Here is an 18,341-nt window from a genome sequence, read left to right as displayed (position 1 = left end):
TGTGAATACTTAAAAAAGACACATTTCCATTCTCCAACGCCAAATTCCCCCTCAAAATGGTCGATATTCTGGTAAGCCTTAATAACTATGACCTTGTTGCTAGAGTCTGATAATATTTGAAAAAAGATAGACTTTCTTTTCGTGACATTTTTTTTCCTTTTCAGCTCCAACTCAACGGAACATACACAAAAAAATCGCTGCCCCTCTCCGCAAGGAGGTGAGCAGCGATGCTTAATACAGAAGAATGCAAGGGATGGTTGCACACGTATTTCCACTCTTCAGACTAAATATGACCTTGAGACAATTCAGACTTTTTTTCTGTGATGCCGGGACTACAGCTTCCAGATACGATACAGAATGACTGCCGCTTCTGCACGGGTAAGGTTATCGTTCGGTGCAATTCTATTGTTCTTTCCGTTTACGACTCCGGATTGGATCAACAATGATGCACTGTCTTTTGCGTAGCTAGAAAGGCTTGCTTCATCTAGATAAGCAGCAGCTACAACGCCGCTCGCCTTAACTTGCTTACCGGCTGCCGCCAGCGCGCGTGCTGTCAGCACCATCATATCTTGTCTGGAGATATTGCTATTGGGTCTGAACGTATCATCTTTAAAACCTGTAGCAATTCCCAATTCCTTCGCGATGACCAGTTCATCATAATAGTAGTCTGTCTTTTGGACATCGTTGAACATTATTGCACTTTTGCCCGTTCCCTTCAGTTCAAGCGCTCTTACGATGAGAGTAATGAAATCCGCTCGTTTGATTGAATCTGCAGGTGAAAAGCTGTTCGTGGACGTTCCTTTGATGATATCGCGAGCCGCCATAACGTCTATAGCTAGTTTGGCCCAAGAAAGATTCTGCAGATCTCCGAAGTTTTTCTTTACGAAGGTTACTGCATAAGTGCTGAAGTGGGTTGTTTGAAAGACCACCGTTTGGGTTGCAGCATCATATCGACTGCTCGGAACCGGCAGTACGTTGCCTTTGCCATCGATGTACCAAACGACTATAAGCTCTGGATGGCTTAGCTCCTCCGCTGTCGGCACGTAAGGAATGGCTACCGTTACAGGTGCTTTAGGGTTATTCCAAGGAATAACTTTGTCACCTGCTACTACGCTTAGACCGATAATTGGACGGTTGCCAATCATATTGCGGGTAGCTGCTTCCAAGCTGTCCGTGGTGACTTTACTTATTCGTATAGATACTTGCTCAGCATTGTCTGTTACGTTAGACAGCATATTGCTTGGAATTTGAATTGTGGCATTTTCCGTCTTAAGCCATAGTTCAAAGTTTTCTTTCCCCGTTAGGCTTTGGGTCGGTAATTGTATATCATACCCTTTCGCGTCCGTTTGCTTTGGCACTTCAATGATAATTTGTTTCTTGCCGTTTGCCGCTACAGTAGCCTGCTCAAGCGCTTTTTTCATGTTGTCGCTGGAGATGGTACCTATAGCACGCCCGTTGTCGGACTTTACCTCCAGTTTAATCGTAACAACACCATCTTTGTTTGTAATGGCTCCAGGCTGTGGAGTTGATACTACATTACCCGAGTTACTGCTACCCGTTGGCGCATTTGTTGGTGCTGGCGTCGCTGTTGGAACAGGTGTCGGGGTTGCCGATGGTTCCGTTGGGTTTGTTGGATCGGTTGGATCGGTTGGATCGGTTGGATCGGTTGGGCTCGTTGGTGTCGGTGTCGGTGCTGTTGTCGGCGTTGGAGTGGGTTCCGGACCCGTAGATTTACCCTTTAGAGTAAGCACACCATAAACGGATGTGTCCATATACCCAGTTCCACTCGTATCATTCCAAGCCGCGACACTTTGACGTGAGCCCTCTTTAGCATCGTTGATCTGTACATCAAAACCAAGCTTTTTATCGTTGTCCGGAGTGATCCCTTGAAGTGGAATCTTCACTTCAACCGTATAGTTGGTTCCGGAAATCTGGGTTGCCGATTCAAAACCGGCTGCGATACTTAAAGGATTAAATGAAGTCTCGTTGTCAAAATTGATTCTGTACTGGCCGTCATCATCTTGATAGAACGTCGTTTTCCCATTATTTTGGTCCACGAAGATTTCGACCGAATCCTGTTCATGTGCATTCACACTGCTCTTATCAAGCTGTGTATCACTCACCTGGATCAGGACATATAAATTGTGATCATCCCAGAGTGCTGTTGCCACTCCACTCGCTCCTTGCCAAGCGGTTTGATACCGATTGACCGGAATCTCAGCGGTCTGGCTCCAGATCTCGTCAACTGTTCCGTCTATAACAGGTGCAGCAAATTTAGCAGTAGATTGATTAGCTTCTACTGATTCAGGCTCATGCTCTTCAATGAAGGTATCAGGATCGATAACGCCATAGTAAGCTGGCTTGGCTTGCAGATTTTTATCGAATAACAACGGATTGGATGAAGCTCTCCAGCTTGTGTTATCATCCATTCCCCAGAAGGTAACACGTTTGATAGAATCAGCGTGATCCCTGAAGATATTTAACAACTGCGCATATAGATAACCCTGCGCATTAGCAAGCTTTTCAGAGAGCTGATAGTTGGTTCCGGCCTGAATGTCCAGCTCAGTTATGCTTACTTCGACACCCAAGGAAATGAACTTTTCCAAGGAAAGCTTCACATTCTCTGGGTTCGTATTAATGCTGTAGTGCCCCTGCATGCCAACACCGTCGATAAGCAATTTGTCAGGGTGAGTCAGCGCGTACCTATCATTGATTTCTTTGACCATACTGTAGATGGCTTGCGCTTTATTCTGATTATCTTCGTTATAATCGTTGTAATAGAGCTTAATATCCCAATCTGGATGCGCGTCCAATACTTCTCTTGCCGCCAGGTAGGCTTGCTCTACGTAATCTGCTCCAATGGCACTTTTCCATGGGGCGGATCGCAGCGCTGTTTTCCAATCTGTTGGGTTGGATGGATTATCGCTCATCGCCTCGTTTACAACATCCCAAGAGATCACCTTGTCACCAAAATGCTCCATAACGGTTTGGATATGGGTCTGCAAATTCACAAGAGCTTCATCCCGTCCCAAGGGGATTGTGTTGTTAGCTGCGTCTGTTGTTGTATTCAGCCATGCAGGCGATTGTTGATGCCATACCAACACATGTCCATGCATCTGCATGCCCTCAGCCAGTACTTTATCTACAATTGTATCTGCCGCGGTAAACGTGAAGTTGTCCTTTGTAGGCTGCAACGCGTCCGGCTTCATGGCATTACCTGCCGTAGCAACATTATGATGCATTTTCAAAAGCTCAAGTCTGACACCTTCCAGATCCTCAGCGGTTATCGCATTTCCGATCAGAAAATCATTCTGATAAGCATCCTTAATCGGTATAAGATCTTTTTCGATATCTACCGGGCCAGAGCCTACCTTTTCAAAATTAATATCATCAATATAAAAGGAGGCCGTGCTATTACTGGAGCTTTCCACATAAATGGTCAAATACTCACTGCTTACATTGTTATAACGGTAGGATCCCTCAAACTGAATCCAGCCATCGCTTGCACTGATGGTTTTAGGTGCGAGCTGCACATAATTGGCGCTGCTGCCATTGCCAACCTGCGTGGACAGCTGGAGCTGCGAGCTTGCAGGCTGGATCAGCTTGACCCATAACGAAATTTTATATTCGTAGCCTTTGTCCACATACTTCTCCACACGTAATGTCGGCCCATGCCATGTACTGGTTCTTCCCTCAACCTTCAAAGCGTATGAACCATCATCCGTATGATTCGCTTCATTAGTAACCGTAAGCGTTTCTGTACCTGCCCTGCCTTCAAAACCACCTGCCGTTTGATCCTCAAAAGTAACAGTGGTAAAAGGTAAAGCTGGGTCTCTAGGTGTTTCTGGTGTTGGAGTTGGCTCTACTGTAGCCACCTTTTCTGTGACCAATACATCCCCAATGTAGAACGGAACCGTTTTCCCGTCATCATTGGATTGAACGCGCAGTGTCGTATCTTTGTCCGTATCCACGGTAAATTCTTTCGTCAATATGACCGCTTGGCCTGCTTCATAATTCGCATTTGCCAAAAGAGCATAGCTGCCTATCGCTTGAAGATAAGCTTGGGCACCGCTGGGTACAATCACATCAGTGTCTACATACACGGATGCAGTTACCGTGTAGGTTTTGCCGTTCTCTAGGCCCATGTCGCTGAATTTAAAATCAGCCGCGTCCCAGTTATTCGCTCTATTGCTTACATATAAAGCTGCCCCGTCAGCATTGCCCGCAAAAACCTTTCCGGTGACAGGGGTTAGGTTAGCGCTGCCTGATTGTGAGGCTAAACCTTTGCCACTCACAAAAGTTTCGTGATAGATTTCTTTATCCGTTTCCGTCACTGCTTTTTTTGCTGTAATGAGAAGCTCCCCAATGTAGAACGGAACCGTTTTCCCGTCATCGTTGGATTGAACGCGCAGTGTCGTATCTTTGTCCGTATCCACGGTAAATTCTTTCGTCAAGGTGATTGCTTTGCCTGCTTCATAATTCACATTTGCCAAAAGGGCGTAGCTGCCTATCGCTTGAAGATAAGCTTGGGCACCGCTAGGTATAGCCACATTAGCATCCACATAAACGGTTGTAGTCACCGTGTAGGTTTTGCCGTTCTCTAGGCCCATATCGCTGAATTTAAAATCAGCCGCGTCCCAGTTATTCGCTCTGTTGCTTACATATAAAGCTGCGCCGTCAGTATTGCCGGTAAAAACTTTATCATTCACAGGTGTAAGGCTAGCACTGCCTGCTTGAGCTGCAATCCCCTTGCCACTCGCAAAAGTTTCATGATATACCGTTACCCTATCTGATGATACTGTCGTATCCTGCGCCGCAGCTTCAGTAACCGGAGCGATCCAGCTTGTCGGAATAAGCAAGGCAGCTGCGAGTAAGATCGAGATTACTTGTTTAAGCATTCTACTCATTTAATGCAATCCTCCTCTAGTGATTTTCATAAAAATCAGTTAATGACCTACCTTATTAGCACCAGCCCTATATTCCCACGCTAATTTCCTTACCTGCTAAATCCTTAATTTCAACAGTGGTACAATCATCCCGAAGAGCAGTAGAACATCATCACAAATGAATCTTTTTACTTACAGATCCCCTCCTTTTATGTAAACGCTTTCATGTCTACTCACACTATTTTACAGCCTCGCTACTACGCACTACTACGCTAATATTAAAGGTGTTACCCCCCATAATTATAGGAAAACATAGGTATGATTAAAGATTCTACAAATTTAACCCAAAAAGAAAACCCCACTTACGGACCATTGAACGTAACGGAAGGTAACGGGGAATTGGTTTGTTAGTTGTTCTGCCGCATAATTAAATGGTCTGTTTGGATAACGCTCCAAAATATTCTACAACTACCTCCCGAAATTCCAAAGCGGCCTGCGAAATGTACCGGCTCCTGTGCCACAATAAAGCTATCTCCCTTTCCAATTCGTGATTCTCTACTTGGAGGTATTGGATATCTTCCCGTGAATTCCGTGCCGTGCTTGGTATGAAAGCTAAGCCAATTTCAGCTTCCACAAGAGTGCTAAGCCTTGCAGGTTCATCCCCCTCATACACATATTTAGGTACAAATCCAACTGATTTGCATACAGAGTCTATTAAATCGCGAGTACCATAGCCACTCTTTACACCAACAAACCACTCATCCCTTAGCTCTATCAAGGATACGCTGCTTCGATTGGCCAGCCGATGCCCCTTTGGAACAGCCACAAGAATTGGATCGATAAAGACGATTTGACATTCGATGTCATCCCCTTTTATTGGAGGTGAGGATAAGCAATAATCAACCTCTCCTCTATTAAGAAGTGTAACCATTTCCTGCGTGGTCAGCATTTGCACATGGTATTGAATATCAGGCCGCTTTTTCCGAAACTCTCGCAGGATATTGGGTAATGTGCTTGCGGTCGTCACCGCTAATTCGAGTGTGCCATGTTCAGGACTGGATAAATCGCTAAGCTCCTGTTTTCCCTGCTCCAATTCAAACAATGCCCTTTCAGCTCGGCGAAGGAACCGGCTTCCGGACTCATTCAGTCGCAGCTTTCTTCCTACCCGATCGAATAAAGGTACCCCCAGATCCTCCTCCAAACGCTGAATCGTTTTGCTTAGTGAAGATTGAGTAACGTGTAGATTTCGTGCAGCTTCAGTCATATGTTCCAATCGAGCTACCGCGAGAAAATATTGCAGTTGCAAAAGTTCCAATTCGCACCTCCGTTCATTCCCTCAAGTCAATGAGATCATAACATAAAATGCGTTGGAATGAATAATCGATTTCAAGTACGATGACATTAATAAGCTTTAGGGGGATTTAAAATGAGTGTTCGCAACAGGTGGTTAATGATTTCAGTAGGTCTGGGGATTTTATTGAACCCTTTAAATTCTTCGATGGTATCTGTGGCTATTCCAAGGCTGCAAAATGTATTCCAGCTTGACTATACAGGTGTTTCCTGGATTATTTTTTCTTTTTACATTGCAAGTAGCATCGCTCAACCTGTCATGGGAAAGGCCAGCGATTTATTCGGCCGGAGGAAAATATTTCTTACCGGGCTTGTCGTATCCTTCATTGCAGGTTTATTAGCTCCTTTCTCCCCAAACTTTGGCTGTCTCATCGTGTTCCGTATTGTGCAAGCCATTGGAACTAGCATGATGGTTGCCGTTGGAATGGCCATTGTGCGGATTCATATTACGGAGAAACAAGCGACCGCACTATCTGTTTTATCCATCTTCCTATCCGGCGCGGCAGCAATTGGTCCCTTTATTGGAGGGGTTATTATTCACTGGTGGGACTGGCCAGCTATCTTTTTCGTCAATATTCCATTCGTGGTCGCTAGCTTTTTATTATCTTGGAAGCATATCCCCAAGGACGAACCGTCAACAACCGTTACCCGGGGAATGTCCCTGCGCAAATGGTTTGATTTGATTGATGCGTCAGGAATCCTGCTCTTCACTGTGGGGCTGATTGCCGTGCTCCTTGGATTGCTTTCAGCAAAATCATCCGGACATATCTCATTAATACATGTCATTACCTTGCTAACAGGACTCGTTCTGCTAGGAGTATTCGTCAGGCATGAGCTAACAGCGGCATCACCCTTTATTCCTTTACGTACATTTGCCAAATACCCGGCAATGACTTGGGTTAATGTTGAATTCATGCTCGTTAATGTACTTTTTTACTCACTCTTTTTCGGGATCCCATCCTACTTGCAAATGGTACGTCATGTCAGTGAATTCCAAACAGGAATTCTCATGCTAACGCTGGGATTATGCTCACTGATTACTGCTCCAATAGCAGGACGCTGGATCGATAGATCAGGACCCCGGCCAGCATTGCTAGTGTCCGGGGTCCTGATGACATTGGGATCAGTGTGGCTTGTGACCTTAAATCAGACTTCACCAGTTATCAGTGTATGTGTGGCTTTAGCTGCATTCGGTATTAGCAACGGATTGAACAATGTCGGCCTGCAAGCAGCCTTGTTCCAAAGTTCTCCAAAAGAAATAATCGGTGTAGCCTCCGGATTATTTAATACATCGAGATACCTGGGAACCATTCTCTCTTCATTGTTAATAGGTATCATAATGGGAGGTAAGTTTAGCTTCGAGGGATTTCAAGTCCTTGGGGTTATCCTCACGGTAATTGCATTGTCTTTGGTATTCATGAGTCGGAAGCACCGTGAGTCAGGGCAATTGCAGAAATCGGCTAATTCGGGCGCTAAAAAATAGGAAAGTGCAGACAAATAAGACCTGTCATCAGACGGGTCTTGTTTTGTTATTTTAATGCGTAGCCTCAGCTCTTTATGAGTTTTATTTAACTCTTCAAGGTGGGGATAAACTCGATTCATAAATAGGATAATAAATAAAGCGCCCATAGTAAACTTGTGCTCGGTGAGCCAAAAACATAATGAAGAAACCAGATTTACATATATTTTTCCGTCCAATTTCAAGCTCAAAAGACACATTTATAATGTAAAAACAGTTTCGGCAGCTCGATATTTTGAAACTTGTCCCGGCTTGAACCGTAATTTTTAAGAACAAAGACACAGCACAGCAGAGAGGAGCTATCATTAGTGGAATATTACCGCAACAATGTAGCCGACAGTTTACAGGATGTTCAGAGTTCAGCTAACGGGCTTACTTCGGCAGAAGTCGACAAACGTCTGAAAGATTATGGTTTTAACGAATTAAAAGGAAAGAAAAAAGATCCTGTTTGGAAGCTTTTTCTTGAAAACTTCAAAGACCCTATGGTAGTCGTACTGCTTATAGCCGCCATTGTCCAGATTGTTATGGGACAAGTTATGGAGTCGCTTATTATTTTCCTCGTGTTGATTCTCAATGCAGTTATAAGTGTCATCCAGACCCGTAAAGCGGAGAGTTCACTTGATGCCTTGCAGCAGATGTCAGCACCCGAGGCCAAAGTGCTGCGTGATGGAGAATTAAAAACCGTCCCGGCAAGGGAACTTGTTCGCGGTGATATCGTATGGCTGGAAGCCGGCGATTTCGTACCCGCCGATGGCCGGATTATAGAATCGGAAAGCTTAAAAATAAATGAGGGTATGCTAACCGGAGAATCCGAAGCTGTGGAAAAGCATACGAATATCATCGCGAAAGAATCTCCGCTTGGAGACCGGCGTAATATGGCGTTCAGCGGCTCACTAGTTGTATATGGCCGCGGAAGTCTGGTAGTAACGGGAACTGCACTCACTACCGAAATCGGTAAAATTGCTGAACTCATTGAAAGCGCCGAAGCCAAGCAAACGCCGCTGCAGCGCAAGCTCGAAACATTCAGCAAGCAGCTGGGGGTAGCAATTATACTCCTGTCCATTGTAATCTTTGCCATCCAGGCCGGACGTGTTTGGTTGTCGAATGATACTGTGGATACAACAGAAGCTATCCTGAATGCGTTAATGTTTGCAGTCGCTGTGGCAGTTGCTGCGATTCCCGAAGCTCTTTCCTCAATAGTAACCATTGTCCTATCCGTAGGTACTAATAAGATGGCTAAGCAACATGCGATTATTCGTAAGCTGCCCGCTGTCGAAGCCCTTGGGTCAACCAGTGTCATCTGTACAGATAAAACCGGTACCCTCACCCAGAATAAAATGACTGTTGTAGATTACTTTTTGCCAGAAGGGGACCGTGATCAATTCAATCAAGCGCCTGAAGAATGGTCTGAAGAAGCCCGGCGGCTCCTGCATATTGCTGTGCTCTGCAACGACTCTAACATTAATGAGGATGGTAAAGAGCTGGGTGATCCTACAGAGGTAGCGCTTATTGCCTTCAGCAACAGCAAGAATAAAGATTATAAGGAAATACGCGATAATTTCCCGCGCGAAGCCGAGCTACCTTTTGACTCGGATCGCAAGCTAATGACGACCTTGCATACTTTTAACGGGCAAAAAGCAATGATTACTAAAGGCGGGCCCGATGTGCTCTTTGGTCTATGCTCGCATGTACTGTTAAGTGGAAAAGAAGTGCCGATGACACCAGAAGTTCTTGAACGCTTCTTCGAAGCCAATGAGGAGTTCTCCAGCAGAGCACTACGTGTACTTGCCTATGCCTACAAAACCGTACCAAATACGGTTACTGAAGTCGGATTAGAGGATGAACAAAATCTGGTGCTCGTAGGTTTGACAGCTATGATTGATCCACCTCGGGAAGCTGTCTACGGCGCGATCGCAGAGTCTCAGAAGGCTGGCATCCGAACCATCATGATTACCGGTGATCATAAGACAACCGCACAAGCGATCGGCCGCGATATCGGTCTGATGACTGAGAATGAAATTGCCGTAACCGGCCAAGAACTCGATGCCATGTCTGACAAGGAACTTGATCAAAAACTCGAACAGATCGGTGTGTACGCCCGTGTCTCCCCGGAGAACAAGATCAGAATTGTCCGCGCGTGGCAGCGGAAAGGCAAAATAACAGCCATGACCGGTGATGGTGTAAATGACGCGCCTGCTTTGAAACAAGCAGATATCGGAGTTGCCATGGGCAGTGGAACCGATGTTGCCAAAGATGCGGCTGCCATGATTTTGACCGATGATAATTTTGTATCTATTGTCAATGCTGTATCTGTGGGCAGAACGGTATTTGACAATATCAAAAAAGCGATCGCCTATTTGTTCTCAGGTAACCTGGGTGCAATTATCGCCATCCTCTTTGCCCTTATTTTCAACTGGATTAATCCTTTCACAGCGATTCAGCTTCTATTCATCAATCTGGCGAATGATTCTCTGCCCGCCATTGCTCTTGGGATGGAAAAACCTGAACCTAATGTGATGAACAGAAAACCAAGAGAGCTCAAGGAAGGAATATTCGCAGGAGGAATGATGCAGGCCATTGTCACTCGTGGTCTACTCATAGGTATAGCTGTAATCATATCCCTGTATATCGGACTTCAGGATTCGCCTGATATGGGCGTAGCTATGGCATTCACAACCCTGATCTTGTCTCGTACGTTGCAGACCTTTGCCGCCCGTTCGAACAGTCAAACTGCTATTGAAGCTGGGCTTTTCAGCAACAAATACGTCATCGGAGCCGTTCTGGTCTGCTTTGCCTTTTACGGCATTGCAGTTCTGCCAGGGGTTAGAGAAATCTTCTCGATTCCGGCTTCATTTGGAATGTCAGAGTGGCTGGTTGCAGCAGGCTTAGCCCTCGGCTCCCTCATCCTAATGGAAATAACGAAGGTTGTTCGAAGAGCTTTTACACCCAAGTCTGTTGAACAGAATCCTGTAAATTCCTGAGTAAGCTATAATCGACCGAAAAGACAAAACAGCGATTCTCCAATGATGGAGTATCGCTGTTTTTCTGACATCTAGAGTTAAACCTAGAAAAGCTTCTATTGATTTTAATCAAAATAAAATAATTCTTCGAATTTTTTATCCAACGCAATACATAAAATCAAAGCCAATTTTGCAGTAGGGTTAAACTGTCCGGTTTCAATCGAGCTTATAGTATTTCTTGAGACACCCACCATTTCTGCCAATTGTGCTTGCGATAATTTTTGTTCTGTTCTTGCTTCGCGCAGTTTATTTTTTAAAACCAAATGTTCACTCATACTAATCACTCATTCCATAAAAGTAAATAAACAAAAAATAAACACTTATAATTAATCCTAAAATGAATTTGAGTAAATCCATCTTCTTCTTAGTTACAGAATACATTCCAAGTCCTTCAAAGCCCAAATATCCAAAAAACATAGCTATCATAGCTTTTAATGCAAAATTTGTTTCCTGACTATGATTATATAAATTGAAGACACTCAGAATGCAAAATACAATCAACATTCCAATGAATCCGCTTTTTCTGCCTTTAGCAAAAACAAATTCTTTTCCTTCGTCTCCTTTTTCATTTCGGCTTTTTTCTAATATTTCTTCCTTTTTCATAAAAATTTCTCCTTTCAGATTGAAAAGATGATGACAAGAAAACTTGTCATCATTATTATAATACGCCAAGTTTTCTTGTCAAACAAAAAAATAGCCCACTCCAATCCAAAGATTGGTAGTGAGCTATTTTCTATACCTTCATATATTCGTTATATAATTGCTCGAAAGTATTATATCGTTCGACTTTCCTGCCTACCTTGTTGTATTCCTCCAGATATTCATCCATGACCTTCAGAAACTCATTCTTAAAGACTTGAAGATGGTCAGAATCAAAATACTGCATGATATCAAACTTTTTGGTTCCCTTCCATTCTGTCATTTCATCAAGAAAACCTTGTATGCCCATTGCTGCTAGATACGCATACGATCTATCACCCGATTCTACACTTGCTATAATCTTATTGCGGTAGTTGCACCATAATTCCTCATAAGTTCCGCCAAGATTATCATAGCTTGGGACTGGCTGCACTACAAAATCCTTATACATTTTATTATATAGATCGTTGATGTTTCTAAGGGACTTATATGCTGCACTTCTGATTTCATCGATAGTCTTCGCCTCTATCACAGCCATATATGTCTTTTCAAAATCATCAGGAACATAACGGTACGTAGCTATTTCCTCCAAATATCTTTTCATTCCCCGTTTGAAATAAGTATTGTTCAAATGAGTTAGCGCATTTAACAAATTGTATAAAACTTCGCTTGAAGCATATCTTACTGCTCCTATATCTTCAGAAAGTAATGTATTCGCATATTCCTGTTTTGCTATGTCTATACACTTTTTCGCTCTACTGATACATTCTCTCCCTATAGGCATTGCCAGAGCATCGAGTGCTCTCTGTTTATATAAATTTAGCTTTTCCAAATATTCGGGTTTTGCACAGTATAACACCTGTAAATCAACCAGACATGAAATCATTGGACTCTCGAGTTTGGCTTGATCTTCTATCCTTGTTTCCCATGGCGTACAATATAGATCGTATCCAATATCATCCAAAATAAAACATGAAGATATTCCCCAGCCTTGCTCTGTGTTATTAATTATGATTAGATCAAGATCGCTTTTTTCATGAAAATCCCCAGTACTAAAAGAACCTGTAAGCCCAATAATTGCAATATCATCAGAAAAATCTCTCTTAGCCCGTTCAATGACCATGCTAATAAGCTTTTCATTTTTGATTAAGATCTTTTCTTTAAGAACAGCATCCATATCCATGTCCCCTCTCCAACCTTATTAATTCTATTGTATAAGCATGTTGTTAGAGTAGGTATTCCAACTTTAATTATATTAAATCTATACCAAGCCTTTCCTCTCCTTCAAAGAAAACAAAAAAACGCGCTGGCAAGAGCATAATTAGCTTCTCTCCAACACGTTTTATAGTCGTTAGTGAATATTTTTCTTTTTGAAACTGCCACCTTTAACTTCTGCAACATCGTAGACTACTACAAAGGCATTCGGGTCAATTTCACGAATAATATCTTTTATTTTACTTTCTTCCAGACGGTTAATGACACAAGTGATTTCTTTGAATTGTTCATTGGAGTAGCCGCCATAAGCATCTGTATAAGTTGCTCCACGACCCAATCGGTCACGAATAGTCTCGACCATGATTTCCGGTTGAATGGTGATGATTTTAAACGTTTTAGAGCCACTCAAACCTTCTTCAATAATATGAATGACCTTAGAAGCAATAAAATAAGCAAGCGCTGATAGAATAGCCCCTTGTAGGCCAAATACTGTTGAAACAACAATAAAGACAAACATGTTTAGAAATAAGATTAAATCACTGGTCCCAAAAGGTAATTTTCGTGAAAGTAAGACAGCTAACATATCTATCCCATCTAATGCTCCACCATTACGTAAGGCTAAACCCATACCAAAACCGATAATAATCCCGCCAACAACGGTAATTAATAAGGTATCACCTTCTATAATCGTCGGTACATGATGCATAAGACTAGTGCCAATAGCCAGTGAAGCAATACCGATAACGGAGTAAAGAGCAAAGCTTTTACCAATTTGCTTATATCCTAGCCATACAAAAGGGATATTAATTATGCCAATTAGCAGCCCTAGCGGTAAGCCAAACAGTTCAGAGCCAACGATGCTTAGACCTGTGACACCTCCATCTGAGACGTTGTTGGGTATCAATACGGATTCTAGACCATAGGCAGCTATTAGCGCCCCAATAATAATCATGAATACTTTTGAGAATATCTTGAGTTTATTTGATTTCTGTTTTCGCGTTTCAATCATTGAATTTCTCCGTTTCACATTGCTTAATTTAGTCCATAAAAATTTCCTCTAAAGGTCTTCCGTCACCTGGATTAAAATCAATCCCTAAAATCTTTGCCATCGTGGGGGCTATATCTACCATTTCGATGTCCCCTATATGATGCCCATTTCTAATCTTTTCCCCGGAGACAACCAAGTTGCATCTATAGCCGTCTTTATCAGGAGAATAGCCATGCGTGGCAAATTTAACGCCTTGTTTGTCCAAATCAACAATCGTTGGTTCATCCATACTTTCGTCGAAACAATAACCTCTCTTAGCCTCAAGCATATACTTTGTGGTTTGGCCCACATGAAAATAATCCAGTTCATCTCTAGCATACAATTTCTCTATACCTGAGGATTCATCTCTCATATTATCTCCAATAACAGCTAATGCTATTTGCTCAGCTTCTTCATCGCCCTGCCGGATATGCAAGTAAGCCGCTCCACCCCCACACTGAAAGTAAGCTCTCCACTTCATTTCGCCGTTCTCTTCATAGATCAGGCCCTTTTCCTGCAAAAGGTTGTTTAAATGCACCTTGTACCTAACATTAAACTGGCCATGGTCCCCCAAAATTAAAAAAATCGTATCATCCTTTATCCCCGCTTCATCCACTGCCTGCATAATATCGCCTACCCTTTTATCCATACGTGTGATTACCTGCTTCACTTCGTCACTGTCAGTTCCATAAGCATGTTTGGCATCATCCAGATCGATCAGATGCATCATTAGAAGATTAGGTTTTTTGCGCTTAATCGTGTCTATAGCACATTTGGTCGTGAAGTCATCCAGATAGGGCTGCTCAATCCCTTTGCGGATCCGGCCATATTTCAGCTCCATATCCACGCAGTATAAGGGGCTTCCGCTTTTTAATATCTTCAGTGCCTGATTTTCGTTTTTGATGGCTCTGATTTCAGGTATATTGTATTGGATGGAGGATTTACCCGATACTGGCCATAGGATTCCGGCGGTGCTCATCTTATGCTCGCGCGCAACATCGTAAATCGTTGGCACCTTGATCGCATTTCTAAACCAGAACCAATTCTGCTCCTCTTCCTTAATAAAGGGCTGAAACGGATTGTTGTGATGGATGCCATGCTTATCCGGATATACACCGGTTGCTATGGTGGTGTGCACTACATATGTGAGCGTGGGATACACACTTTTCAATTTATGGCTATGGGCTCCGTTTTTAATTAATTCCGCTAAGTTTGGAAGCCGGCTGGCCAATGCCCAGTGGTCTTCTGAAAAGGCATCGTAAGAGATGACGATCAAATGCTTGGCCATAGCCGTTTGTGCTTTAATTGACTTCATAGAATAAGCCCCTTAGGTTCGTCATGTTCAGGCTGCTCTTTAGGTAAAGTTATAAATACGAATAATCCAATAATAAAAAGGGGGATAATCGCTAAAATACTAAATTTAGCATTACCTGTTAAGGTTGTTGTTAAAGACATTACAGCAGGACCAACAATGGCCGCGAACTTGCCAAAAATATTGTAAAAACCAAAGAATTCATTGGAATTCTCCTTTGGAATGATCTTCGCATAATAAGACCTGCTGAGCGCCTGAATGCCTCCCTGAGCGGAACCAATTAGCGCACCTAGAATAAATATATGCCACACTGAAGTGATAAAAAAAGCTGCGATGCAGGAAATGATATATGTAACAATCCCCACGATGATCAAAGTCCTGGCGGAGTATTTTTTGGCGAGATTACCATACAGGATTGCACAAGGAAAAGCGATGATCTGGATAACTAATAATATCCCCAGTAAGGTAAAGGTGTCAAAAGCATCCGCACCCAGAACCGATGTGGCATAGGGCACCACCATTTTAATAATCGTATCTACCCCATCAATATAAAGAAAGTACGCAATTAAGAAAACAAATACAACTTTATGCTGTCTAACATTCCTAAAGGTGTCTCCCAGTCTTTTAAAACTGTTGATTACAGGTCTTGGTTCAGGCTCAATATAATATCTCTGCTTCACATCTCTGATCATGGGTATGGTCAACAGCCCCCACCAAAGGGCAGTAATGATAAACCCAATCTGATAACCGATCGACTTATCCATCCCCATAAACAGAATCAATAGCAGGCTGATGCCAAATGGAATGACGCTGGCTATATATCCATAAGCAAAACCTTTTGTGGATACCTTATCCATCCTTTCATCAGTGGTTATATCCACAAGAAAAGAGTCATAAAAAATATTGGCTCCGGCAAAACCTATGACGGACAGGATGTAAAACACAATCAATAACTGCCACTGCCCGCTCGCAGGTGCAACGAATGCCAAGGAAGCCGTAGCCAGCACACCGATCAAAGAGAAAAATAAGAAAAAGCGCTTTTTCTTATCTTTGTAATCTGCGATCGTGCCTAAAATCGGACTAAGGATAGCCACAAGAATACTAGCAATGGAGTTAAAGTACCCTAAATCCATGCTGCTGTTAACATTTGAAAACATGCCAAATACAATAGGCAATAATGCAGTTGTAACCGCCATCGAATAGGCTGAATTCCCGCAGTCATATAAAATCCATGATTTTTCCTCTTTGCTAAGTTTCATCTAACAGCCACCTTTTCACCTATTTGTAACTGTTATATCATTTCAGCATAAGGACCATGTTAAATGAATGTTAATTCCATCACAACTTATTCATAAAAAAACGACCTTTTAAAATCGAAAGGCCGCTTACTCGCTTTTATATATGAATTTAATATTTGACGATATATTCGCAATATTCATCCCCATTAACATTACATTTTATTTCCCGGACGGAAACCCGCTTTCCACGAATTTTAGTAAGTGCTCCTTCGATAATGGCTCCCTCCAGGTCACAAACCATTTTCCCTTCCATAATAGGTAACCCTTCGCAGAAACAATCGTGTACTGCTATCGTCATCCCCTTGTCATCTTCATGGGTTATTATAGGAATCCCTATCTTCAATTGTTCGAATAACTCGAATAGTTCATTAACCGAGGTAACACCAAACTCTTCCCCAATTTTTCTTCCTATAGTCAACGTTGTACCCTTACCATTCATGGGTAACGCTTGATATAAACCAATAAGTCTAATCGTTCTGAAAAGCTCTAAAGGTACGACATTACCTAAATTTTTTCTCTTTATTTTTTTCATATCTGTAAAAGTAAATTGATCCATGCCAGTAGCCTCCAATTGCTTATGTAATATATATTTCAAATTTAATTGATATATTGAGTATAAACGTATCCAATAATTGCTTTGTGATCTTACGCACATCCTGATTTTTTGTAGAACCATAACAAAAAAAGCAACTTCCCTGTTGGCAAGTCGCTCCTTCATTCATTAGCTGCAGCTGCATCTCAAATATGATAATCATAAACCCAAGGCAAAATAACCCTCACGCTAGTTCCAACCTGAACCTCTGAATCTACCTTAATATGCCCCCCATACATTTCAATTAATTGTTTACAAATCGATAATCCAATCCCTGTCCCTTTTTGCTTGGTAGTAAAGAAAGGGTCAAATATCCGTTTTAATTTATCCTGTGGAATTCCTTCTCCGTTGTCTTTAAAGAGTAGAATAATTTCGTTTGTCTCAGCAGCTGTGGTAACAGAAATATCTATTCTGCCTCTAAAAGCTGTGAAGGAATCGATACTATTTTTCAAAATATTAAGAATTACCTGCTCTAGCTGAGAGGCGCTTCCAAACGTTAGTACTTTTTCTAAAGAGCACTCTACTGAAAGTATAATATCATCACTAAGTATGAGTTGATTCACAATGTTATTAACTCTATGTATAACCTCCATAACGTTAAATACTACGCCGTTATTTTTCGTACTGTCACCTTTTCGAGCCAGTATTAGAAAGTCCGTTACTAATCCATTCAGAGCATCAATCTCTTTGATGGTGATATCCAGATATGCACGCAATTCATCCGCTTTGATCTCCGGCTCATTTAGCCTGATATTTACAAGCTGAGCAAAACCTTTAATCGAAGCTAGCGGATTTCTTATTTCATGCGCCATTCCTGCTGCCATTTGTCCCATAACAGCAATTTTTTGTTCATGTAAATTGTCAATCTGTTGATTTTTATTAGACAAATAACCTTGTGCAAAGCCAGTAAAACGGGTCCAGTTGCATTCCATTAAACGATTATAAAAAAACAATCGGATCGCGGAATCATCTACAAACTCTTCAATGATCTTAAACATAATATTCTGAGCGGTTAAATTTAAATCCTTGCTCATATCAAGTAAAATATCAAAATGATCACCGAATATTTCTGCAGTATAAACCCCTTGCTCAGCCCCCTCTTTTTCTAGCAGGTTTAAGTATTGATCGTAACCAAAAGAATCAAAAAACAAGGCTTCTACCATACTCATTAATATCGTACTGAATGATGAATCTAACAATTCCTTATGCGTCTCTACAAACCAGGAGAATTCGATGTTTTTCATAGTCATGGAATGATAATGCCTGTTTAAAATGATTGGAACTGCTAAGATTAATGACGAACGCAATTCATTTTCTTTGTATGACATTGTCATCCTCCTTCTTTGTAGTTTGTATTCAAGATATGTGTATATTTTCCTGCTTCAAAAACACAGTAATTCACTTTGTTTTAATCATCATATTATATTCTGGACTTGACTGTTAGAGTGGCATCGAAGATAATTACAACCTCACCAAAAAACCA

The 18,341-nt window shown here is 42.1% G+C and carries 12 protein-coding genes; 2 read left to right on the top strand and 10 right to left on the bottom strand.

Annotated features, from left to right (window positions below; genetic code table 11):
* Nucleotides 1-332: 332 nt before the first annotated feature.
* Nucleotides 333-4,907, bottom strand: a complete 4,575-nt coding sequence (locus tag NST58_RS08295) for an endo-1,4-beta-xylanase (protein WP_339247247.1) — start codon at nt 4,905-4,907, stop codon at nt 333-335.
* A gap of 406 nt (nt 4,908-5,313) precedes the next feature.
* Nucleotides 5,314-6,201 (bottom strand): LysR family transcriptional regulator, encoded by an 888-nt coding sequence (locus NST58_RS08290; RefSeq protein ID WP_248547733.1) that lies wholly within the window; start codon nt 6,199-6,201, stop codon nt 5,314-5,316.
* 111 nt (nt 6,202-6,312) lie between these two features.
* Between NST58_RS08290 and NST58_RS08285 the strand changes: the two genes are divergently transcribed.
* Nucleotides 6,313-7,719 carry an MFS transporter gene (locus NST58_RS08285; protein ID WP_076185330.1) on the top strand — a complete coding sequence of 469 codons (1,407 nt, stop codon included), beginning with the start codon at nt 6,313-6,315 and terminating at the stop codon, nt 7,717-7,719.
* Between the two features lie 344 nt (nt 7,720-8,063).
* Nucleotides 8,064-10,736 (top strand): cation-translocating P-type ATPase, encoded by a 2,673-nt coding sequence (locus tag NST58_RS08280; RefSeq protein WP_339247244.1) that lies wholly within the window; start codon nt 8,064-8,066, stop codon nt 10,734-10,736.
* 104 nt (nt 10,737-10,840) lie between these two features.
* Here the strand turns inward: NST58_RS08280 and NST58_RS08275 are convergent, their stop codons facing one another.
* The 8 genes from NST58_RS08275 to NST58_RS08240 all read right to left on the bottom strand — a co-directional run bounded on the left by NST58_RS08275 (nt 10,841) and on the right by NST58_RS08240 (nt 18,186).
* Nucleotides 10,841-11,050: a helix-turn-helix transcriptional regulator gene (locus NST58_RS08275; RefSeq protein WP_076125269.1), complete on the bottom strand. Its 210-nt coding sequence runs from the start codon at nt 11,048-11,050 to the stop codon at nt 10,841-10,843.
* A gap of 1 nt (nt 11,051) precedes the next feature.
* Nucleotides 11,052-11,378 (bottom strand): DUF6442 family protein, encoded by a 327-nt coding sequence (locus NST58_RS08270; protein WP_076185332.1) that lies wholly within the window; start codon nt 11,376-11,378, stop codon nt 11,052-11,054.
* A gap of 130 nt (nt 11,379-11,508) precedes the next feature.
* Nucleotides 11,509-12,597: a nucleotidyltransferase domain-containing protein gene (locus NST58_RS08265; protein ID WP_339247241.1), complete on the bottom strand. Its 1,089-nt coding sequence runs from the start codon at nt 12,595-12,597 to the stop codon at nt 11,509-11,511.
* A 168-nt stretch (nt 12,598-12,765) separates the two neighbouring features.
* Nucleotides 12,766-13,638: a YitT family protein gene (locus tag NST58_RS08260; RefSeq protein ID WP_036675789.1), complete on the bottom strand. Its 873-nt coding sequence runs from the start codon at nt 13,636-13,638 to the stop codon at nt 12,766-12,768.
* A gap of 28 nt (nt 13,639-13,666) precedes the next feature.
* A complete protein-coding gene (locus tag NST58_RS08255; protein WP_076219425.1) occupies nt 13,667-14,971 on the bottom strand; it encodes an ectonucleotide pyrophosphatase/phosphodiesterase in 1,305 nt (434 codons plus the stop codon).
* Nucleotides 14,968-16,227, bottom strand: coding sequence for an MFS transporter (locus NST58_RS08250; protein WP_076098890.1), 1,260 nt, complete (start codon nt 16,225-16,227; stop codon nt 14,968-14,970). Before NST58_RS08250 ends, NST58_RS08255 begins: the two co-directional genes overlap by 4 nt.
* Before the next feature lie 148 nt (nt 16,228-16,375).
* A complete protein-coding gene (locus NST58_RS08245; RefSeq protein WP_076185335.1) occupies nt 16,376-16,822 on the bottom strand; it encodes a V4R domain-containing protein in 447 nt (148 codons plus the stop codon).
* A gap of 182 nt (nt 16,823-17,004) precedes the next feature.
* Nucleotides 17,005-18,186 (bottom strand): ATP-binding protein, encoded by a 1,182-nt coding sequence (locus tag NST58_RS08240; RefSeq protein ID WP_076125275.1) that lies wholly within the window; start codon nt 18,184-18,186, stop codon nt 17,005-17,007.
* Between the last annotated feature and the right edge of the window lie 155 nt (nt 18,187-18,341).

Origin of the sequence: Paenibacillus sp. FSL R10-2796, assembly GCF_037965315.1 — a bacterium.
Lineage (GTDB): Bacteria > Bacillota > Bacilli > Paenibacillales > Paenibacillaceae > Paenibacillus_AQ > Paenibacillus_AQ odorifer.
The sequence above is the reverse complement of the archived record's forward strand: the minus strand, read 5'-3'. Positions and strand labels throughout refer to the sequence as shown.